Genomic DNA, 20,589 nt, shown 5'->3' with positions numbered 1-20,589 from the left:
GAACTCGGTCGTGGGTGCCGGACAGCCGACAGGAGTGACCACAGAGATGCGAACTCGGGTGCGGTCCGGGGATCCGGACGCCTATGCGGAGTTGTTCGACAGCTACTCCCGCACCCTCTACAACCATGCCTTCCGGATGACGGGGGACTGGGCTGTCGCGGAGGACGTCATGTCGGCGGCCTTCATGGAGGCGTGGCGGCTGCGCGGCACGGTCGATCCGGAGGGCGGATCCCTCCGGCCCTGGCTCCTGGGGATCACCACGAACCTGGCCCGCAACCACTGCCGCAGCAATCGCCGCTTCAGGGCCGCCGCCGCTGCCGCCGCGGCGGCAGCGGCGGCGGCGGCGGTCGTGCCCGACCACGCCGAGGAGGTGGCCGGCCGACTGGACGACCGGCAGCAGATCGCGGCAACGCTGGCGCAGCTGGGTGCGTTGCGCGGACCGGAGCGAGAGGTCCTCCTGCTGTGCCTGTGCGAGGGCCTTGAGTACGCCGAGGCTGCACGGGCCCTCGGTATTCCGGTGGGAACCGTCCGCTCGCGGCTGTCGCGGGCCCGTACGAAGCTGCGCAAACTCGCCGACGCGGAAATGAAGAAGAACAGCCGGGAACTCGCGGCTCGGTCCCGACAGACATATGACGACCGCGCGAAGCCGGTCCGGTCCGCACAGGAGGGAATCTGATGAACGCCGACCTTTCCGGGCCCCACCCGGCCGGCCGGGAGGGGAGTTCCCTCCCCCTGTCGTTCGTCGACCGGGAACTCCCCGCGGGCCGCCACCAGTTCCACAAGGAGCGACTGATGGCCCAGATCCACGAAGACCTCCGAGCCGCCGACCCGGGCGAGCCCGCCACCGGAGCTGTCGACCCCGACCGCAGGGCGAGGCGCAATCCCTTCCTGCGGCGGTCGTTCCTCGTGCCCGCTGCGGCCTTCGCCCTGGCCGGAGCACTCGCCGCGGGCTTCCTCACCTACGTGGACCGGGGCGCGGCGGACGGAACGGGCTCCACGATCGCCACGGGTCCGGCGATGACCACCCGCATCGGAGCCGCCGACGCGAAGGGGACGGCGCAGCTCCTGGACCGGATCTCCCTCGCGGCCGCCTCCGCAGGCCCCGGGGTGAAGGTGCGCCCAGACCAGTTCGTCTATGTCGGCGTCAAGACGGCCAACACCTACGTCCGGGTCGTCGACGACAAGAGCAGCCTCGTCAGTGAAGAACTGCACCTGCGGCACACGTGGAACTCCCCCGACGGTCTCAAGGGCTGGCTGATCGAGCCCGGAGCCACTCCTGCGCAGGGCATGACGCTGGATTGGCCGAAGGAGGGGGGCCGGCCCATGCAGCCGAACCTCAACGCGCCCAGCCACGACTACCTCGCCGGGCTGCCCACCGACCCCGACGTGCTGCTGAAGAAGATCTACGAGGAGACGCGTGGCAAGGGGCGCGGACCCGATCAGCAGGCCTTCACCACGATCGGCGACCTGCTGCGGGGCAGCTATCCGCCGGCCGAGCTCACGGCCGCGCTCTACCGGACCGCGGCGAAGATCCCCGGCGTGGTGACCGTGGACGACGCGGTCGACGCCCAGGGCCGACACGGTATCGCCGTCGCCCGGCTCGACGAGGAGAGCGGGCAGCGGGAGGAGTGGATCTTCGACCGGGAGACGCTGGAGTATCTCGGCGAGCGGGTCGTCCAGGTGCGGGGCAGTTCGGGCGAGGACGGGCTGATCAAGGAGGGCACGGTGGTGTTCACCACTGCCGTGATGACGCGGGGTGTCGTCGACCGCATGAAGGAGATGCCGCCTTCGGCCGGTTGAACCCGTCGCCTGCCGCGGGCTCGGCGGATCCCGGCGTCTGCCGTGCCGCCTGCCGCCTGCCGCCGCCTGCCGCGTGTGGCGCCGTCGCGGAGGTGGGCACCGAGGTCCCGGCTCCGCCCGCCCCGCCCCCGCCCCGCGTCTCGGAAGCCGGCGGGCCGGTACGGGGGCCTGCGGGGCCGGGGCGGGCTGCCCGGTCAGGTCCAGTGGGCGGGGCGGGCCAGGGTGGTGGGGATGCGGGTCTGCGCGTCGCCCTGGGCCGCGTTCAACTGGGGCTGGGTGAGGAAGACGGCTCCGCGCAGGTCCGCGCCGCGCAGGTTCGCGTCGCGCAGGTCGGCACCGATCAGGTCGGCCGTGCGGAGGTCGGCGCGGGAGAGGTCGGCGGCGATCAGGTAGGCGCCGCGGAGGTTCGCCCCGCGGAGGTCGGCGCCGGAGAGGCGTGCGCCCATGAGGTCGGCGCCGCGATGGTTCTTCTTGCGGCCCGGCACCGTGGCCCGCACCAGTGCACTGGTTTCGAGCAGCAGGGTGTTGACCCGGCCGCGCAGGGCTGCGACGTCCAGGGTGACGAGGGCCTCGGCGTCGGCGCGGGTCCACTGCTCCGTCTCGGCGAGCACGCGGCGCAGGCCGGGATGGACCGGGGCCGCGTCGGGGAGACCCAGGGCCTGGTCCACGTAGAAGAGCAGTTCGTGCAGTTGCCGCATCACCGGGAACACCTCGAACATCTCGCTCCGGACCCCCGGATGGGTGCGCCAGTCGCGGCCGCCGAAGGTGACCTGGGAGGTCTGCTGGCCCGCGCCGAAGCAGTCGAAGACGGTGCAGCCCTGGAAGCCCTGGTCGCGCAGCCGGGTGTGGATGCCGCAGCGGAAGTCCTGCCGGAGGTTCTTGCAAGGGGTTCCGGCGGGCTTGTTCACGGCGAAGTCGTTGGACCTGGCGAACGGCAGGGCGACGCAGCAGAGCGCGAAGCAGTTCGCGCAGTCGGCTTGCAGGAGCGGCAGGCTGGGCGGGCCGGGCGGATGGGGCGGGCCGGGCGGTCTGGGCGGGGTCGTGGACACGCCTTCATTGTCGCCCGGTCCACGGTCCCCCCGGCCCTCGGTCTCCCAGCCTTCCCGGCCTCGGGCGCGGTCGGGTACCCGGCCGCGCGGGACGGACTCCGGAGGAATGGCGGACGAATGGCGGAGGAATGGCGGAGGGCTGCGGGGCGGGCGAAAGCGGGTTGATCGCGGGGGAGGGCGGGGAGAGCATCGCCGCATGACAGAAGTGATCGCAGTCGCCGTCATCACCGTGCTCGCCGTGATCAGTCCCGGCGCCGATTTCGCCATGGTGGTCCGCAACAGCTACCTCTACGGGCGGCCCACCGGGCTGTTCGCCGCCGCCGGGGTCGCGGCGGGCGTGTTGGTCCACGTCTCGTACACGATGCTGGGGGTCGGTCTGCTGATCTCCTCCTCCACCGCGCTGTTCACCGTGATCAAGCTGGCGGGCGCGGCCTATCTGGTGTGGATCGGGATACGGACCTTCCGGGCGCGGGCGGAGGTGACCGTGGACCTGGAGTCGAAGCCTGGCCTGACCCGGCTGGGGGCGATGCGGTCGGGGTTCCTGACCAACGTGCTGAACCCGAAGACGACGCTGTTCGTGGTGTCGACCTTCACACAGGTGGTCGATCCGGGTACGCCGCTGTGGCAGCAGGCGGGCTACGGGCTGTTCATGTCGGCGGCGCACCTGGGTTGGTTCGGGGCGGTGGCGGTGTTCTTCTCCGTCTCCAGTCTGCGCGAGCGGATGCTGAAGGCGCAGAAGGCGCTGAACCGGGCCATCGGGTCGGTGCTGGTGGGGCTGGGGGTGGGGTTGGGGTTCGCCCGCTGAGGGTCGGTGCGGGGCTGGCGCCGCTGGTTACCTGTCGGTAGCGTTCGGGGCATGAGCAGTGCCGAGGGGTTCTTCGAACGACGTGATGCCGGACGGTTCGCCGCCACCGAGTACACGCGCGGGCCGTGGGACCCGGGCTCGCAGCACGCCGGTCCGCCGGCCGCGCTGCTCGGGCGGGCCGTCGAGGAACGGCCGGGTGCGCGGGCGGACATGCGGATCGCCCCGGATCACGTACGAGATCCTGCGCCCGGTGCCGATCGGTGAGTTGGAGGTCACCACCAGCGTGCTGCGCTCCGGCCGCAGCACCGAGGTGGTCGAGGCCGCGATCGCCCCGGTGGGCGCCGCGCCGGTGATGCTGGCGCGGGCCCTGCGGATCCGGGTGGCCGAGGAGTCCGTACCGGCCGTGGTGGGCGGACCGCAGCTGCCCGCGCCGGGCGAGGTGGAGGTGACGCCGTTCTTCCCGGTGCCGTGGGAGACCGGCTACCACTCGGCCATGGAGACCCGGTTCACCGAGGGCGCCTTCGTCGAACCGGGGCCCGGCACCTGCTGGATGCGGATGAAGGTGCCGCTGATCGCCGGGGAGCGGGTCCGGCCGCTGGACCGGGTGCTGATCGCCGCCGACTCGGGCAACGGGATCAGCGCGGTGATGGACTTCGGGCGCTACGTCTTCGTCAACAGCGACCTGAGCGTCCATCTGCACCGCCATCCGGTGGGCGAGTGGGCGTGCGTGCAGGCCCATACGAGCGTGGACGCGGCCGGCATCGGCCTGGCGGACGCGCGGCTCCACGACGAGAAGGGCCCCATCGGGCGCAGCGCGCAGAGCCTGTACGTCGCGCCCCGTTAGCGGGGGAGCGGGGCGGGCGGTCCGGCGCATCGGGGGGAGCGGCCCGGACCGCACGGCGAAGCCGATCGGCGCCTCACGCGCGCCCCCGCGGTGCCGGCGGTTGCCTTCGCCCCGGGCGCGACCTCTCCATGCACGGCGGGGGCAGGGCGCGGCCCGCCGTGCCCCCGCCCGCCGACCCCGGGTACTGGACGGTGGTCCGCTGTCGCGTCGAGGATGGGCCGAGAAGTGTGCGAGCGCCGCCTGCTCGGGCTTCCAAGTGGGGTAGTAGGACATGCGACACGGCCGAATCGCACGTTGAAGTGACCGTGATGGGGGAGGGTTGACGGGTGCGCAGATTCTGGATGGCCGGCGGGATCGGTATCGGGCTGTGTCTGACCTTCGTGACGCTCCTCGTCGTGGGGACGTACTCGGCGGCGGCGGGGCTCGTGGGTTCGGGTGCCGGCGGCCGCGCCGTGGGCCTGACGAAGGGGGCCGTGCCGGCGAAGTACCAGGCACTGGTGGAGAAGTGGGGCAACCTGTGCCCGGCGATCAGCCCGCCTCTGCTGGCCGCCCAGCTGTACTCGGAGAGCGGCTGGAACCCGAGAGCGGTCAGCCCGGCGGACGCGCGGGGCATCGCGCAGTTCATCCCGGGCACCTGGGCGGGCCACGGCATCGACGGTGACGGTGACGGCGACCGGGACATCTGGGACCCGAACGACGCCATCCCGTCGGCCGCTTCGTACGACTGCCAGCTGGCCAAGGACGTGCGGAGCGTTCCGGGTGACCCGACGTCGAACATGCTGGCCGCCTACAACGCCGGCGCCTACGCGGTCATCAAGTACGGGGGGGTGCCCCCGTACAAGGAGACCCAGGGGTACGTGAAGGCCATCACCACCCTGGCGAAGAGCTTCGAGCGTCCCGTCGGGCGGGTGGCTCCCTCGCAACAGGCCGCCGGGGCGATCTACTTCGCCCAGAAGCAGCTGGGCACGCCCTACCTGTGGGGCGGCAACGGGACGCCCGACCAGGGTGGGCGCTTCGACTGCTCGGGACTGACCAAGGCCGCGTACGAGACGGTCGGGATCGAGCTGCCGCGCGTGGCCAATGACCAGTACAACGCCGGTTCGCACCCCTCGCGCGGCGAACTCCTCCCCGGAGACCTGGTGTTCTTCTCCGATGATCTGACGAATTCGCGGGAGATCCGGCACGTCGGGCTCTACGTGGGCGGCGGATATATGATCAACGCCCCGTACACCGGGGCGGTCATCCGCTTCGACAGGATCGACACTCCCGACTACTTCGGGGCGACCCGCGTGACGAAGGACGGAGCGGAGTCCCTTCCCGGGTGGTCCGGTGCGGCCCGGCCCTCCTAGCAACTCTCCGTGATGCGAAGGCCCTGAGCTGCGACGGCCAGTCACTCTTCGATAACGTTGCCGTGATCATTCGGTGGAGAGTGGAACCCCGTCGCAGGGGCGTGCGTTCCATGAACGCGGGGGTTGATCAAGAGGGTGTCGAAGGGCGCACACCTGGGTGCGTCCGCAGGGGAACCACGGCAAGGGCAAGGGGCCGCGTCACCATGGCTGGACTCACAACAGGTGGGCCGAACGTGGATGTCAGCCTGCTGTACGAGGTCAACGGAGCCGCCCGGCGAGCCCCCGCGTGGGTGGACACGGCCGTGAGTCTGGCCGGTGAGTACGGGATCCTCCTGGCCATGGTGTTGCTGGTCCTGTGGTGCTGGCGCGGCGCCCGCAGGCAGGACGAGGCGGCCGCCGCCGAATCCTTCACCGCGCTGGTGTGGGCCCCGCTGGCCGCCGGCCTGGCCCTGCTCGTGAACGTACCGCTGCGGGAACTCGTCGGCCGTCGACGCCCGTTCGAGCTGCACGAGGGGTTGCAGGTCCTCGAACCCGGCTGGGGCGTGGGCCTGGGCAACACCGAGTACTCCTTCGCCAGCGGTCACACCACCGTCGCGATGGCCCTGGGGGTCGGCCTGTTCGTCGCACACCGCAAGCTCGGGATCCTGGGGATCGCGCTGGCCCTCGTCGAAGGCGTCTGCCGCGTCTACATGGGCGTCAACTACCCGACCGACGTGATCGGCGGACTCGCGCTCGGCACGGCCGTGGTCCTCGTCCTCGCGCCGCTCGCACTGGCCCTCCTGGACCCGGTGGTCCGGGCGGTGGCCGGCTCCCGGCGCCTCGGGCGGCTGGTACGGGCCGGGGGCCGGGCGCGGCCCCTGCCGGTCGACCTCGCGCAGAACCGGACCCCGCCCGCGGGGCGGCGCCCGCAGGACGAGGACCTCGCCGCCTGACGGGCGACCGGCTGACACCCCCTCCACCGCGCGAAGGGGCCTGCCGGGGAGTCAGGGACGGCTCAGCCCGTCCCGTAGGAGTCCCACACGGCGAGCAGCGCGGCCGTCAGCAGGCACAGCGCGGCTGCCCCGAAGCACACCAGGACCGCCCGCGGGCGGGGCCGGGGGGTCACCGGTCACCCGTGTCGGTGTCGCTCCCGCGGCGGTAGCGGGAGCGCAGCCACAGCCCGGTGGCCAGGGCGGCCACCGAGGTGAGCCCGATGGCGAGGGCCACGTCGGCGGGGCTGTCGGCCGAGCCCACGGGTCTGGCCCAGGCCACTGCGGCCGGGGCGAACGCGATGAGCAGGGCCCAGAGAAGGGCCGCGAGGCGGGCTGCGGAACCTGGCATGAGTCAAGGGCATCCGCTGCGGCGCTCGGTGGCCAGCCGGGCCGTCCGAACGGGCGAGGAGACTCAAGCGCCGGTGGCCTCGTGGCCGGCGGCGTCCTTGCGGGCGAGGTCGCGGGAGCGGCGGGCGGGGCCCTTCCAGCCGCAGGAGCAGACGGCCAGGCAGAAGGATCCGCGGTCGGCGGTGGAAGTGGTGTGGGTGGTCGGCGGCTGGGGCTGGGGCTGGGACTGCGGCCGCGGGAGCGGCACGGCGTCGAGCGCAGGGACCGGTGTCGCGTCGATGTGCGGTTCCACTTCTCCACGGTACCCGGGGTCGGCGGTGGGCGGGGAGGGTGCCCCGTGACGGGATACCCCGGGCCTCGTTAAGGGGAGCGGGTGGGGACCTCGGGCAAGCGGCTTTCATGCGTTGGGGGTTGGCAGGCGATGGTGGTTCACCGGCAGAGGCGGCCGCGCGGGCGCGTGGCCGAGGTGGTGCTGGCCGCCGGAGTCGCCCTGGCAGTGACCGCGACGAGCGGGTGCGCCGGCGGCGAAGGAAGCGACGACCGGTCCCCGGCGGAGGCGGCCTCGGTGGTCCGCGGCGCTGCCGACGTGCTGGCGCGCACCGGCAGCGCCCGGGCCCGTACGGCCATGGAGATGGCCACGGGCGGGACCCGGGTCACCATCCGGGGCGAGGGCGGCGTCGACTTCAAGAAGCGGATGGGGCAGCTGCTGGTGCTGCTTCCGGCCGATGTGAAGGGCGAGGACGAGCACCGGCCCATCACCGAGCTCCTCGTGCCGGGCGCGCTCTACATGAAGAACCGCGGCGCGGGCGTCCCCGCCGACAAGTGGGTGCGCATCGACACGACGGCCCTGCCCGACGGGAACCTGGTCACCGGAGGCGCCACCGATCCGCTGCTCGCGGCCGAGCTGCTGCGGGTCGCGCAGGAGGTGACGTACGTCGGGGAGACCGAAGTGGCGGGCACCAGGGTGCGGCACTACCGGGGGACCACCGACATCGGGCGGGCCGCGGTGAGCGCGTCGGCGGAGATGCGCGGGGCGCTGGCGGCGGCGGCGAAAGGGTTCAGCGAGGACACGGTGCCCTTCGACGCGTACCTGGACGACGAGGGCCGGCTGCGGAAGGTCAGGCACCGCTTCAGCTACGTCAACAATGGCGTGATCGATGTGTCATCGACCACGCTGCTGTACGGATTCGGCACGCCGGTGACCGTCGTATTGCCCGCGAGCGGGGACATTTACGCCGGAAAGATCGCGGACTAGTGGGGCGGGCGGTCCGGGAGCCGCGCGATCGGGCCATGGCCGGGTATCCGGAAATGGTCCATCCGTGTCATGCGGGGGGACGAGCGTCCTCCCTACGCTGAGAAGCCGGGCGCCGGCACGAGGTGCGGCACGACCGATGACGGCCGGTGGCCGGTGGCAGATTGAGGTGACACGCGTGACTCCCGCAGGCGGTACGACGGTGCAGGACCACGTGGCGCTCGCCGAGATCGAACTGTGCGGTGAGCTGATCATCGCCGCGTCCGCGGCCGCCGAGGACCGGCTGAGCCTGGACCGCATCGACGAGGTCCTGCTGGGCCGCTAGTGCCGTGCCGGGGGGAGCGTGAGGCGGTGAACCTTTCCGGCCACGGCACTGGGCCGTGTCTGGGGCTCGCGGCGTCCGCGACGGCCCCGGACGAGCCGGGTCGTCCGGCCCCGAACCGCCTCACGCCCCCCGCCCCACCGCCCCCGGGGCGTCGCCGCGGGCGGGCCCCGCCGCGGGAACGCCGGCGGCGGGACCGGTCGCCTCAGGTGCGCAGCAGCCGCGCGATGGCCTTGGTGGCCTCCTCGACCTTGGCGTCGATCTCGGCCCCGCCCTTGACCGCGGCGTCGGCGACGCAGTGGCGCAGGTGCTCCTCCAGCAGCTGGAGCGCGAAGGACTGGAGCGCCTTCGTGCTCGCCGAGACCTGGGTGAGTATGTCGATGCAGTAGACGTCCTCGTCGACGAGGCGCTGGAGGCCGCGGATCTGCCCCTCGATCCGGCGCAGTCGTTTCAGGTGCTCGTCCTTCTGGTGGTGGTAGCCGTGGACGGCCCCGGCGTCGTGGGGGGTGCCCGGGGTGGCCGCCGTACCGGACACGGCTCCGGAGCCCTCCGCCTCGATGGTCGTCATAGGTCCTCCCGTGGTCCGGAGCGAGGGGGCTGGATACCCCTCATGGGTATAGGATACCGGGCTCTCGCCCGACGGGCAGGGGCCCGTGGTCCTCACTCTGCCTGATGGAGGACACTGAGGAATGGCCGGTTAGCCGTGGCAGGGGGATGCGCCTAGCATCAGCCTGACCGAATCCGATGCACCCCGAGGACCTCACGTGCGATTTCGTCTGACCCCCAGGGAGACGAGCTTCTACGACATGTTCGCCGCATCCGCGGACAACATCGTCACGGGCTCCAAGCTCCTGATGGAACTGCTCGGAGCGGACGCGTCCGCCCGGGCCGAGATCGCGGAACGGATGCGGGCGGCGGAGCACGCGGGGGACGACGCGACCCACGCGATCTTCCACCAGCTGAACTCCTCCTTCATCACGCCGTTCGACCGTGAGGACATCTACTCCCTGGCGTCGTCGCTCGACGACATCATGGACTTCATGGAGGAGGCCGTCGACCTCGTCGTCCTCTACAACATCGAAGAGCTTCCCAAGGGTGTCGAGCAGCAGATCGAGGTCCTGGCGCGGGCGGCCGAGCTGACCGCCGAGGCCATGCCGCACCTGCGGACGATGGACAACCTCACCGAGTACTGGATCGAGGTCAACCGGCTGGAGAACCAGGCGGACCAGATCCACCGCAAGCTGCTCGCCCACCTCTTCAACGGCAAGTACGACGCCATCGAGGTGCTCAAGCTCAAGCAGATCGTCGACGTGCTCGAAGAGGCGGCCGACGCGTTCGAGCACGTCGCGAACACGGTGGAGACCATCGCGGTCAAGGAGTCCTGAACCTCGTGGACACCTTCGCTCTGGTCGTGACCATCGGTGTCGCGCTCGGTTTCACGTATACGAACGGTTTCCACGACTCGGCGAACGCGATCGCGACCTCGGTCTCCACGCGTGCGCTGACCCCGCGCGCCGCCCTCGCGATGGCCGCGGTGATGAACCTCGCGGGAGCCTTCCTGGGCAGCGGGGTGGCCAAGACGGTCTCCCAGGGCCTGATCGAGACGCCGCACGGCTCCACGGGCATGTGGATCCTCTTCGCGGCGCTGGTCGGCGCGATCGTCTGGAACCTGATCACCTGGTACTTCGGCCTTCCCTCGTCCTCCTCGCACGCCCTCTTCGGCGGCATGGTGGGTGCGGCCCTGGCCGGCGGCACGCAGGTGATCTGGTCGGGCGTGGTCGACAAGATCGTCATCCCGATGTTCGTCTCGCCGGTCGTCGGCCTGGTCGTCGGCTACCTGGTGATGGTGGTCATCCTGTGGATGTTCCGCCGGACCAACCCGCACAAGGCCAAGCACGGCTTCCGCATCGCGCAGACGGTGTCGGCGGCCGCGATGGCCCTCGGCCACGGTCTGCAGGATGCGCAGAAGACGATGGGCATCGTCGTGATGGCCCTGGTCATTGCGGACGTGCAGACTTCGGACGCGCCGATCCCGGTGTGGGTCAAGGTCGCGTGTGCCGTGATGCTGTCGCTGGGTACGTACGCGGGTGGCTGGCGCATCATGCGTACGCTCGGCCGCAAGATCATCGAGCTGGATCCCCCGCAGGGCTTCGCGGCGGAGACCACCGGTGCCTCGATCATGTTCGGTTCGGCCTACCTCTTCCACGCGCCGATCTCCACCACCCACGTGATCACCTCGGCGATCATGGGTGTGGGTGCGACAAAGCGCGTGAACGCCGTGCGCTGGGGCGTCGCCAAGAACATCATCCTGGGCTGGTTCATCACGATGCCGGCTGCGGCCCTGGTCGCCGCGATCAGCTTCTGGGTCGTGAACCTGGCCTTCGGCTAGGGCGTGCCGGGCGTCCCGGGGCAGACGGGCGGGGATGCGCGACTCGCCGTCCTCGTGCCGTGACCCGCTGAGCCGCGGCTGCGCCGGACACGAAAGCGGGCCGGCTCCCCCCACCCAGGGGGAGCCGGCCCTCTTTCTTTCTTCCGCCCTCGCGGTGGCACCGCCATGCAGCACCGCAGGACGCTTGCACATCTCGCTCTAGCCGAAGCGGCCCGAGATGTAGTCCTCGGTCGCCTGCATGGACGGGTTCGAGAAGATCCGGTCCGTGTCGTCGATCTCGATGAGCTTGCCGGGCTGGCCGACCGCCGCGAGGTTGAAGAACGCGGTGCGGTCGGAGACGCGGGCGGCCTGCTGCATGTTGTGCGTCACGATGACGATCGTGAAGCGCTCCTTGAGCTCGCCGATCAGGTCCTCGATGGCCAGGGTGGAGATCGGGTCGAGGGCCGAGCAGGGCTCGTCCATCAGCAGGACCTGGGGCTCGACCGCGATGGCGCGGGCGATGCACAGACGCTGCTGCTGGCCGCCGGAGAGGCCGGAGCCGGGCTTGTTCAGGCGGTCCTTGACCTCGTTCCAGAGGTTGGCGCCCTGGAGGGAGCGCTCCACGATGTCCGTCAGCTCGGACTTCTTGAAGCTGCCGTTCAGCCGCAGGCCGGCGGCCACGTTGTCGAAGATCGACATGGTGGGGAAGGGGTTCGGGCGCTGGAAGACCATGCCCACCGTGCGGCGGACCGCGACGGGGTCCACGCCGGCGCCGTACAGGTTCTCGTCGTCCAGCATCACCTTGCCCTCGACGCGACCGCCGGGGGTGACCTCGTGCATGCGGTTGAGGGTGCGCAGGAAGGTGGACTTGCCGCAGCCGGAGGGGCCGATGAAGGCCGTCACCGAGCGGGGTTCGACGGTCATCGAGATGTCGTCGATGGCCTTGTGGTTGCCGTAGAAGGCGGACAGTCCGCTGACGTCGATTCGCTTCGCCATGGGGGTCACTTCGCTTTCATACAGTCGCGTCAGCGACCGGTCTTCGGGGCCTTCCAGCGGGCGATGCCGCGGGCCACCAGATTGAGGATCATGACGAAGGCGATCAGGACGAGCGCTGCGGCCCATGCCCGGTCGTAGGAGGCCTCACTGCCGACCTTGTACTGCTCCCAAATGTAGAGCGGGAGCGAGGACTGGGCGCCTTCGAAGGGGTTGCCGTTGATCAGCTGGGAGCCGAAGACCAGCAGCATGATCGGGGCGGTTTCACCGGCGATGCGGGCGACGGCCAGCATCAGACCGGTGGAGATGCCGCCGATGGCGGTGGGAAGCACCACCTTGAGGATCACGCGCCACTTCGGCACACCGAGGGCCAGGGCGGCCTCGCGCAGCTCGTTCGGGACGAGCTTGAGCATCTCCTCGGTGGAGCGGACCACGACCGGCATCATCAGGATCGACAGGGCCATCGCGCCGGCGAAGCCGGAGGGGCCGAAGCCGAGCATCAGGTTCCAGGTCGTGAGGATGAAAAGCCCCGCGACGATGGAGGGGATACCGGTCATCACGTCGACGAAGAAGGTGACGGCCCGGGCGAGCTTGCCCTTGCCGTACTCGACGAGGTAGACGGCGGTCAGCAGGCCGATGGGGGCTGCGATCAGGGTGGCCAGGGCGATCTGCTCGATGGTGCCGAGCAGGGCGTGGTAGACGCCGCCGCCCTCGTCGAAGCTGGTCACACCGTTCATGGAGTGGCTGAGGAAGTTGCCGCTCAGCAGCGTGACGCCGCGGCTGATGGTGGTCCACATCAGCGAGAGCAGCGGGATGACCGCGAGGACGAAGCAGACCCACACGAGGGAGGTCGCGATCCGGTCCTTGGCCTGGCGGCGGTTCTCGATCAGCGCGCTGGCGGCATACGTGATGCCGATGAAGAGCAGGGCCGCGATGAGCCCCCACTGGATCCTGCTGTGGAGGTCGAACACGACGCCGATGCCGCAGCCGAGGGCGATCGCGAGGGCCGCGATGCCGGCCGGGGCCCAGCGGGGCAGGCCGCCTCGGGTGAGGCTGGAGGGGGCGGCGGACTTGGGGGCCCGGGTGGGCCGCTGGTCCTGGAGTGCGTGGCTCATCAGGCGTTCGCCCCCGAGAAGTCCTTGCGGCGAGCGATGATCAGGCGAGCTGCACCGTTGACCAGCAGGGTGAGCAGGAAGAGTACGAGGCCCGAGGCGATCAGGGCGTCGCGGCCGAACTCGTTGGCCTCGTCGAACTTCGCGGCGATGTTCTGGGCGAAGGTGCCGCCGCCCGGGTTCAGGATGTGACCGGAGATGAGGAAGCTCGGCGACAGGACGGTGGCGACGGCCATGGTCTCGCCGAGGGCGCGGCCGAGGCCGAGCATCGAGGCGGAGATGACGCCGGAGCGGCCGAAGGGCAGCACCGACATCCGGATGACCTCCCAGCGGGTCGCGCCGAGGGCCAGGGCGGCCTCCTCGTTCATGCGCGGGACCTGGAGGAAGACCTCGCGGCTGACGCTGGTCACGATCGGCAGGATCATGATCGCGAGCAGGATGCCGACGGTGAAGAGCGAGCGTGCGACGCCGACCTGGGTCTTGTCGAAGACGTAGGTCCAGCCCATGTACTCGTCGAGCCAGAGGTTCAGGCCGGCCAGCTGCGGGACGAGGAAGAGGGCGCCCCAGATGCCGTAGATGATCGACGGCACGGCGGCCAGCAGGTCGACCACGTAGGCGATCGGAGCGGCCAGCTTGCGCGGCGCGTAGTGCGAGATGAAGAGGGCGATACCGACGGCGATCGGAACCGCGATGACCATCGCGATGATCGAGCTGACGATGGTGCCGAAGAGCAGGACGGCGATGCCGAAGACGGGCGGGTTGGCCGACGCGTTCCAGTCGAAGGTGGTGAGGAAGTTCCCCTCGTTCTTCGACAGTGCGATCGAGGCGCGGTAGGTGAGGAAGGCGGCGATCGACGCCATGATCACCAGGAGCGTGATGCCGGAGCCCTTGGAGAGCCCGGCGAAGATCTTGTCACCGGCGCGGCCGGTGGACCCCTTGCTCGTGGAGACGGGCGGATCCGTGTCTATCTGGGTGGGTGTGGTGGAAGCCATGGTCTTTCCGGTCTGTGTGGGGGCAAGCCCCCTGGCGGCGGTGCACCGGATTCCCCCGGGTGGGAGGGGAAGGGGCTCCGGGGCCGGCCTCCCCGTCCCCGGACGGGGAGGGGAGGACCGGCTCCTGGAGCTCAGGACTAGCTCAGCGAGTTGATGACCTCGCGGACCTTGGCGTTGATCTCGGCCGGGATCGGCGCGTAGCCGTTCTCCAGGAGGACCTTCTGGCCCGCGTCCGAGGCGGTGTAGTTCAGGAAGGACTTCACGGTCGGGAGCGTCTCGGCCTTGTTGCCCTTGTCGCAGACGACCTCGTAGGTCACCAGGACGAGCGGGTAGGCGCCCTCGGCCTTGGTGGTGTAGTCGAGCTTCAGCGCCAGGTCGGAGCCAGTGCCGGAGATCTTGGCGGCGGCGATGGCCTTGGAGGCGTTGTCGCCGGTGGCCGGGACCGGGGCGGCGGCGCCCGTGTTCAGGTCGACGGTCTTGATGCCCTGGGCGCTGGCGAAGGAGAGCTCGAAGTAGCCGATCGCGCCGTCGACCTGCTTGACCTGCGCGGCGACACCGGCGGAGCCGGAGGCGGCCTGGCCGCCCGGGGCGGCCCACTTCTTCGCGGGGTCGTGCGGCCAGGCGTCGGGGGCGGCGGCCTTGAGGTACTTGGTGACGTTCTCGGTGGTGCCCGAGTCGTCGGAGCGGTGGAAGGCCTGGATGGCGGTGGAGGGAAGCGTGACGCCCGGGTTCAGCTTCTTGATCGCCTCGTCGTCCCACTTCTTGATCTTGTCGTTGAAGATGTTGGCGACCGTGGCGGCGTCGAGGTTCAGCTTCTCCACGCCGGAGACGTTGAAGCCGAGGGCGACGGGGCCGCCGACCATCGGCAGGTTGACGCCCTGACCGCCGGTGCAGATCTTCTTCGACTCCTCGACCTGCTCCGGCTTCAGCGCCGAGTCGGAGCCGGCGAACCCGACGGTGCCCTGGTTGAAGGCGACGATGCCCTCACCGGAGGAGGAGGACTTGTAGTTGACCTCGACGCCGGAGCAGGCGGCCATGTAGTTCTTGATCCACAGCTCGACCGCGTTCTTCTGCGCGGAGGAACCGGAGGCCAGCAGCTTGCCCTTGGCGTCGTCGCACTTGATGTCGCCGGCGGCCGGAGCGGCGGCCTTGGTGGCGCCGTCGCCGGTCTTCGTGTTGTCGTCCGAGCCGCACGCCGTGAGGACCAGGGCGCCGGACACGACAAGCGCACCGAGGGCGGAGGCACGAAGCATGTTCTTGCGCTGAAGCTTCACTTTCGGATGTTCCTTCCAGAAGCCGCCGGCCGCTTTCCGTTCCGTACCGGGCGGCGTGCGAAGAGGACTACTACGTCGGGTGCGCGGGCCGGCCGCTGCGTCTGCGGGCCGCCGTCTCCGTGCACGACCGAAATTAGGCAGAACAGGTGAAGCAGCCGACCGGCCCGAGTGAACGGACGGTGAACCATGGCGGACGACCCGGTGCGTTCCGGGGCGTCCGCGCACAGCCGCAATCATCCGTTATCCCGCCGTTACCGCGGTGTGACCGCGGGCTCTCTCAGCCAGAGGTGCTGGAATGCGGCCCGGGCCGCCTCGACCTCATGGCGCTGGTCGGCGTGCAGGACACCCAGTGCGTAGGCCGTGGCCGGGGCGATGCGCGGGGTGCGGGCCGCGGTGGCGGAGGCGGCTGCCGCCTCGGCGGCGTCGCGGTGGCGGTCCAGGGCCTCGCCGGCGGCCGCCGGCCGGGTCACGTCCTCGCCGAGGACCTCCCGCGCGTAGCGGTGGACGCGCAGGAGCCGGCGCACCTCGTGCCAGGGGCCGTCGTGGTCGGCGTCGTACGGGCTCGGCGCGGCCTCGCTGCCGCTGATCGGCGGCAGCGCCGCGACCGCCGACGACAGGCGGGTTTCGGCCACCGCCGCGAGCGGTACGAGAACCTCCCCGACCCGTCCGCGGGCCGCCACGGCGTCGAGCGGGACCTCCGAGGCCAGCACCGCCACCGCGTCCGCCACCGCGTGGAAGCGGGACGAGCCGAGGGCCTGGAGGGTGGCCGAGTGGGCGCGCGTACGGGCCAGGGTCAGCTGGCGGTCCAGCAGCGCGCCGGCACGCGCCGATCCCACCTTCAGCGCGCCGGCCGAGCCGCGCGGGGCCGGGAGCTCCGGGGCCCCCGACAGCCGGTGCAGCGCGTCCATGAGCCGGGCCAGCCGGGCGGCGTAGGCGTGCTCGTCGGCCAGGGTCGAGGACAGCCACACCAGCTCGGCGCGCAGCCCGTCGGCCCAGGCCGACTCGGTCACCACCCGGAACGTGGCCAGCGAGCCGCTGATGCGGCGCGCTGCCCCCCGCAGGCGGCGCGCCGCATCACTGCTCGCCGCGGCGTCGGCCCCGCTCACGGCGCTCGGACTGTACTGGCGCATCGCCCGCAGGAAGGCCGTGGCCTGGGCGCGCAGGTAGACGTCGAGCACGTCACCCGCGCATGCCGTCGGGTCATGGTTTGGCTGAGCCACGCCGGCGCCTCCGGGCGTCTATGAGCGTCTCCTGTACGTGCCGCAGCGGCTGGCCGTCCGCGTCCGTGCTGTGCCGTGTCCATTCGCCGTCCGGGCCCAGGTGCCAGGAGGAGGTGGCGTCGGACATCCCGGTTTCCAGCATCCGGTCCAGTGCCGCGCGGTGGGCCGGGTCGGCGACCCTGACCAGTGCTTCGATACGGCGGTCGAGGTTGCGGTGCATCATGTCGGCGCTGCCGATCCACACCTCGGGCTCGCCGCCGTTGCCGAAGGCGAAGACCCGGGAGTGTTCGAGGAAGCGGCCGAGGACCGAACGGACCCGTATGTTGTCCGAGAGCCCGGGCACCCCCGGACGCACCGCGCAGATGCCGCGCACCCAGATATCGACGGGCACGCCCGCCTGGGAGGCCCGGTAGAGCGCGTCGATGAGGGCCTCGTCGACGATCGAGTTCATCTTCAGGCGCACGTATGCGGGGCGGCCGGCCCGGTGGTGGGCGGCCTCCTTGTCGATCCGGGAGATCAGCCCGTCGCGCAGCGAGCGGGGCGCGACCATCAGCCGGCGGTAGGTCTCGCGGCGCGAGTAGCCGGACAGCCGGTTGAAGAGGTCGGAGAGGTCCGCGCCGACCTGCGGGTCGGCGGTCAGCAGGCCGAGGTCCTCGTAGAGCCGTGCGGTCTTGGGGTGGTAGTTGCCGGTGCCGACGTGGGCGTAGCGGCGCAGTTGGTCGCCCTCCTGGCGGACGACGAGCGACAGCTTGCAGTGGGTCTTGAGGCCGACGAGGCCGTAGACGACGTGGCAGCCGGCCTCCTCCAGCTTGCGCGCCCACTTGATGTTGGCCTGTTCGTCGAAGCGGGCCTTGATCTCGACGAGCACCAGGACCTGCTTGCCGGACTCGGCCGCGTCGATCAGGGCGTCCACGATCGGGGAGTCGCCGGAGGTGCGGTAGAGCGTCTGCTTGATGGCGAGGACGTCCGGGTCGGCGGCGGCCTGCTCCAGGAAGGCCTGCACCGAGGTGGAGAAGGAGTCGTACGGGTGGTGCAGCAGGACGTCCCGCTCACGCAGGGCGGCGAAGATGTCGGGCGCGTGCGCGGACTCGACCTCGGCGAGGTCGCGGTGGGTGCCGGCGACGAACTTCGGGTACTTGAGCTCGGGCCGGTCCAGGGAGGCGATCCCGAAGAGTGCGGTCAGGTCGAGGGGCCCGGGCAGCGGGTACACCTCGGAGGCGTTGACGTTCAGTTCCTGTACGAGGAGGTCCAGGACGCCGGGGTCGATGGACTCCTCGACCTCCAGGCGCACCGGCGGCCCGAAGCGGCGCCGCATGAGCTCCTTCTCCAGGGCCTGGAGCAGGTTCTCGGCGTCGTCCTCCTCCACCTCCAGGTCCTCGTTGCGGGTCACGCGGAACATGTGGTGCGCGAGCACCTCCATGCCCGGGAACAGCTCCTCCAGGTGTGCGGCGATGACGTCCTCCAGCGGGACGTAGCGCTGCGGGGAGGCCTCCAGGAAGCGGGAGAGGATCGGCGGGACCTTGACCCGGGCGAAGTGGCGGTGGCCGCTGACGGGGTTGCGTACGACCACGGCCAGGTTGAGGGAGAGGCCGGAGATGTACGGGAAGGGGTGCGCGGGGTCCACGGCCAGTGGGGTCAGCACCGGGAAGATCTGGTTCCGGAACAGCGTGAAGAGGCGGGCCTGCTCCTTCTCGGTGAGGTCGGGCCAGCGGATCAGGTGGATGCCCTCCTCGGCCAGCGCCGGGGAGATGTCCTGCTGGAAGCAGGCGGCGTGCCGGGCCATGAGCTCGCGCGAGCGCGTCCAGATGAGGTCCAGCACCTCGCGGGGCTGCAGGCCGGAGGCCGATCGGGTGGCGACACCCGTCGCGATGCGCCGTTTGAGGCCGGCCACGCGGACCATGAAGAACTCGTCGAGGTTGCTCGCGAAGATCGCCAGGAAGTTCGCGCGCTCCAGGAGCGGGGTCGTCGGGTCCTCGGCGAGCTCCAGGACCCGCTCGTTGAAGGCGAGCCAGCTGCGCTCCCGGTCGAGGAAGCGGTCCGGGGGGAGCTCTCCGCCGTCCTTGTCCTCGTAGGCGTCCAGGTCGGCGTCGAGATCGGGATCGAGGCCGATGTGCGGGCGGTGCGCGGCGATGGAACCTATGCGGGCGTGGGCCGCGGCGCCGGTGTCCGGGCCGGGGGCCTTGCCGGTGTCCTGGTCTGTCGCTTTGCCTGTCGCCCTGCCTGCCGCCTTGCCGGCGGCGGAGGGGGAGGCGGACGTGTGAGACGGGTGCTGGGCGGGGACCTCGGTGGGACCGGCGCTGGGCTTGTGACTCATGACTCCATTCTTCCGCGCAAGCGGCAGGACAGGCGCGTCGGACGGGTCTGCCGTCAGTCGGAGTCGGGGCTGCATTGGGGGAGAGTCGCAAGCGCTTCTGAATGCCCGGTTAATGGCGCATGGCTTCCCGGCTCCGGCTGGGGTACGGCCCTGGCCCGGCGCCCGGGGCGGGGCTGCCGGTCGGTGGGGTGTCGGGCTGGAATCCCCTCGCCGCGCGGCGCCCGGCTGGGTGCGGCACCACACCTTGGCCGCCGCCATCGTGGGTGACCTCCGGTCCCTGCCCCACCATCCCCCGGGCCTGCGCGCGTTGGCGGAGTTCCCGGGGGTCGGTGCACAGCGTCGCGAGACTGGGACGCTACGCCCCCGTCACCGGTCCGGCTCAGCGATTGCACGAGGGTCGACGGCGTCCCGGCGACCAGAGGAGAGGCTGCTGGACCGGCGGGGCCGACCACCGCGGCCGGGAGCCCGGCCGGGGGCCCCGGCCAGGGCCCCGCGGGGGGTCAGCTCTCCGTGCGGTACATCAGGTCGACCTCGTGGGTGGTGAAGCCGAGGCCCTCGTACACGGCCAGGGCCGCCGGGTTGTCCGCGTCGACGTAGAGCATGGCCGTCGGCAGGCCCTGGGCGGCCAGGTGCTGGAGGCCGATCGCGGTGAGGGCCTTGCCGAGGCCGCCGCCCTGGGCGCCGGGCAGGACGCCGACCACGTAGACCTCGCCGAGCTGCTCCGCCGCGTGGACCTTCGTCCAGTGGAAGCCGACGAGCTCTCCGTCGCGTTCGGCGAGGAAGAAGCCCTTGGCGTCGAACCAGGGCTGCGCGATCCGGTCGTCGAGGTCGCGCTGGGTGAGCGAGCCCTGCTCGGGGTGGTGGGCGAAGGCGGCCGCGTTCGCCGCCAGCCAGGCCGCGTCGTCGGTGCCGGGCAGGAAGGTCCGTACGGTCACGCCGGGCGGGAGCACCGGATCGGGCAGCGGGGCCCCTTCGGCCAGTGGCCTGCGCAGCTGGCGCAGCTCGCGGAAGAGGGTCAGGCCGAGTACCTGGGCCAGGTGCCGGGCTGCGGACTTGCCGCCGTGGGCCCATACCCGCAGTCGCTTGCCGGAGGCGGCCAGCAGGGCCATCCCCATGGCCCGGCCGTGGCCGCGACCGCGCAGTGCCGGGTGCACCACGAGTTCGGCGGCCGGGGCCTCCACCGGGTCGGTGTCCTCCAGTTGTCCGTAGGCGGCGAGCCGGCCGCCGTCGGTGAGCAGGAAGTGCCGGATGCCCGGGCGTGCTCCTCCGCGCAGCTGGAGCCTTCCCTGCTCGGACACGGCGGTCGTGCCGTCCGTACGCGCCGCGTCCTCGATCAGGTCGAGGACGGCGTCGGCCTGTTCCCCCGTCAGCTCGTCGAGGGTCTGAATCTGCCGTCCCGGCTCCAGGGCCGCGCTTGCGTCAGTCATGGAACGAGCCTACGACCGTCCCGGCCGCCGAGCGGAGCGCGGACGCTGGGTCGGTCCTTCTTCTGCGTGTAACCAACGCGATACCCGTTACCCCCTGGTAGAGCTACGCGCGTTGACCATAGGCTTCGGCGGACCTCCCGAGCAGTATC

22 protein-coding genes are annotated in these 20,589 nt (G+C 71.1%); 11 read left to right on the top strand and 11 right to left on the bottom strand.

The annotated features are described in order from the left end of the window. Nucleotides 1-46 precede the first annotated feature (46 nt). Both R4Z63_RS14460 and R4Z63_RS14455 read left to right on the top strand, forming a co-directional pair. Nucleotides 47-676 (top strand): RNA polymerase sigma factor, encoded by a 630-nt coding sequence (locus tag R4Z63_RS14460; RefSeq protein ID WP_384450283.1) that lies wholly within the window; start codon nt 47-49, stop codon nt 674-676. Continuing rightward, a complete protein-coding gene (locus R4Z63_RS14455; RefSeq protein ID WP_384450286.1) occupies nt 676-1,800 on the top strand; it encodes a CU044_5270 family protein in 1,125 nt (374 codons plus the stop codon). Before R4Z63_RS14460 ends, R4Z63_RS14455 begins: the two co-directional genes overlap by 1 nt. Before the next feature lie 194 nt (nt 1,801-1,994). Here the strand turns inward: R4Z63_RS14455 and R4Z63_RS14450 are convergent, their stop codons facing one another. Then, nucleotides 1,995-2,849, bottom strand: a complete 855-nt coding sequence (locus R4Z63_RS14450) for a pentapeptide repeat-containing protein (protein WP_384450289.1) — start codon at nt 2,847-2,849, stop codon at nt 1,995-1,997. A 196-nt stretch (nt 2,850-3,045) separates the two neighbouring features. Here R4Z63_RS14450 and R4Z63_RS14445 point away from each other — a divergent pair, with 196 nt between their 5' ends. From R4Z63_RS14445 to R4Z63_RS14425, 5 genes are all read left to right on the top strand, one after another. Next, the gene (locus R4Z63_RS14445; protein ID WP_384450292.1) at nt 3,046-3,654 is read left to right on the top strand and encodes a LysE family translocator; all 609 of its coding nucleotides are present in this window, start codon (nt 3,046-3,048) and stop codon (nt 3,652-3,654) included. A gap of 51 nt (nt 3,655-3,705) precedes the next feature. Next, nucleotides 3,706-3,918, top strand: coding sequence for a hypothetical protein (locus R4Z63_RS14440; RefSeq protein ID WP_491522549.1), 213 nt, complete (start codon nt 3,706-3,708; stop codon nt 3,916-3,918). After that, on the top strand, nt 3,905-4,498 hold the full coding sequence (locus R4Z63_RS14435) for a thioesterase family protein (protein ID WP_491522548.1): 594 nt from the start codon (nt 3,905-3,907) through the stop codon (nt 4,496-4,498). Before R4Z63_RS14440 ends, R4Z63_RS14435 begins: the two co-directional genes overlap by 14 nt. 341 nt (nt 4,499-4,839) lie before the next feature. Next, nucleotides 4,840-5,847 carry a C40 family peptidase gene (locus R4Z63_RS14430; protein ID WP_037924572.1) on the top strand — a complete coding sequence of 336 codons (1,008 nt, stop codon included), beginning with the start codon at nt 4,840-4,842 and terminating at the stop codon, nt 5,845-5,847. Between the two features lie 203 nt (nt 5,848-6,050). Then, nucleotides 6,051-6,779, top strand: coding sequence for a phosphatase PAP2 family protein (locus R4Z63_RS14425; protein ID WP_384450298.1), 729 nt, complete (start codon nt 6,051-6,053; stop codon nt 6,777-6,779). Between the two features lie 169 nt (nt 6,780-6,948). Here the strand turns inward: R4Z63_RS14425 and R4Z63_RS14420 are convergent, their stop codons facing one another. Together R4Z63_RS14420 and R4Z63_RS14415 are read right to left on the bottom strand one after the other, a co-directional pair. Continuing rightward, nucleotides 6,949-7,167: a hypothetical protein gene (locus tag R4Z63_RS14420; protein ID WP_037924577.1), complete on the bottom strand. Its 219-nt coding sequence runs from the start codon at nt 7,165-7,167 to the stop codon at nt 6,949-6,951. A 63-nt stretch (nt 7,168-7,230) separates the two neighbouring features. After that, on the bottom strand, nt 7,231-7,458 hold the full coding sequence (locus tag R4Z63_RS14415) for a hypothetical protein (RefSeq protein ID WP_384450301.1): 228 nt from the start codon (nt 7,456-7,458) through the stop codon (nt 7,231-7,233). 129 nt (nt 7,459-7,587) lie between these two features. Between R4Z63_RS14415 and R4Z63_RS14410 the strand changes: the two genes are divergently transcribed. Both R4Z63_RS14410 and R4Z63_RS14405 read left to right on the top strand, forming a co-directional pair. Next, on the top strand, nt 7,588-8,421 hold the full coding sequence (locus R4Z63_RS14410; protein WP_384450304.1) for an SCO4651 family lipoprotein: 834 nt from the start codon (nt 7,588-7,590) through the stop codon (nt 8,419-8,421). 136 nt (nt 8,422-8,557) lie between these two features. Next, the gene (locus tag R4Z63_RS14405; protein WP_037864540.1) at nt 8,558-8,743 is read left to right on the top strand and encodes a hypothetical protein; all 186 of its coding nucleotides are present in this window, start codon (nt 8,558-8,560) and stop codon (nt 8,741-8,743) included. 202 nt (nt 8,744-8,945) lie between these two features. Here R4Z63_RS14405 and R4Z63_RS14400 read toward each other — a convergent pair whose 3' ends face one another. Beyond that, nucleotides 8,946-9,308 carry a metal-sensitive transcriptional regulator gene (locus tag R4Z63_RS14400; protein WP_037924585.1) on the bottom strand — a complete coding sequence of 121 codons (363 nt, stop codon included), beginning with the start codon at nt 9,306-9,308 and terminating at the stop codon, nt 8,946-8,948. A 196-nt stretch (nt 9,309-9,504) separates the two neighbouring features. On the opposite strand from R4Z63_RS14400, the gene R4Z63_RS14395 reads away from it, so the two are divergent. Together R4Z63_RS14395 and R4Z63_RS14390 are read left to right on the top strand one after the other, a co-directional pair. Beyond that, the gene (locus tag R4Z63_RS14395) at nt 9,505-10,125 is read left to right on the top strand and encodes a DUF47 domain-containing protein (RefSeq protein ID WP_029382179.1); all 621 of its coding nucleotides are present in this window, start codon (nt 9,505-9,507) and stop codon (nt 10,123-10,125) included. Nucleotides 10,126-10,130: 5 nt separating this feature from the next. After that, nucleotides 10,131-11,129: an inorganic phosphate transporter gene (locus tag R4Z63_RS14390; RefSeq protein WP_037924589.1), complete on the top strand. Its 999-nt coding sequence runs from the start codon at nt 10,131-10,133 to the stop codon at nt 11,127-11,129. A gap of 198 nt (nt 11,130-11,327) precedes the next feature. Here the strand turns inward: R4Z63_RS14390 and pstB are convergent, their stop codons facing one another. From pstB to mshD, 7 genes are all read right to left on the bottom strand, one after another. Continuing rightward, nucleotides 11,328-12,104 (bottom strand): phosphate ABC transporter ATP-binding protein PstB, encoded by a 777-nt coding sequence (gene pstB / locus R4Z63_RS14385; protein ID WP_037924591.1) that lies wholly within the window; start codon nt 12,102-12,104, stop codon nt 11,328-11,330. Between the two features lie 29 nt (nt 12,105-12,133). After that, entirely contained in the window at nt 12,134-13,216 is a 1,083-nt protein-coding gene (gene pstA, locus R4Z63_RS14380) for a phosphate ABC transporter permease PstA (protein WP_037924593.1), read from the bottom strand. Beyond that, nucleotides 13,216-14,205 (bottom strand): phosphate ABC transporter permease subunit PstC, encoded by a 990-nt coding sequence (gene pstC / locus R4Z63_RS14375; RefSeq protein ID WP_037924595.1) that lies wholly within the window; start codon nt 14,203-14,205, stop codon nt 13,216-13,218. Before pstC ends, pstA begins: the two co-directional genes overlap by 1 nt. A 137-nt stretch (nt 14,206-14,342) precedes the next feature. Then, a complete protein-coding gene (gene pstS / locus R4Z63_RS14370) occupies nt 14,343-15,479 on the bottom strand; it encodes a phosphate ABC transporter substrate-binding protein PstS (RefSeq protein ID WP_037924598.1) in 1,137 nt (378 codons plus the stop codon). Between the two features lie 251 nt (nt 15,480-15,730). After that, on the bottom strand, nt 15,731-16,699 hold the full coding sequence (locus R4Z63_RS14365) for a CHAD domain-containing protein (protein ID WP_384450311.1): 969 nt from the start codon (nt 16,697-16,699) through the stop codon (nt 15,731-15,733). Beyond that, complete coding sequence (locus R4Z63_RS14360; RefSeq protein ID WP_384450314.1) at nt 16,680-19,013, bottom strand: RNA degradosome polyphosphate kinase; 2,334 nt, start codon at nt 19,011-19,013, stop codon at nt 16,680-16,682. Before R4Z63_RS14360 ends, R4Z63_RS14365 begins: the two co-directional genes overlap by 20 nt. Before the next feature lie 500 nt (nt 19,014-19,513). Further along, nucleotides 19,514-20,440, bottom strand: coding sequence for a mycothiol synthase (gene mshD / locus R4Z63_RS14355; protein ID WP_037924606.1), 927 nt, complete (start codon nt 20,438-20,440; stop codon nt 19,514-19,516). Between the last annotated feature and the right edge of the window lie 149 nt (nt 20,441-20,589).

It is taken from the genome of Streptomyces sp. PL-29 (assembly GCF_058344425.1).
This window is presented reverse-complemented; position numbering and strand designations above follow the sequence as displayed.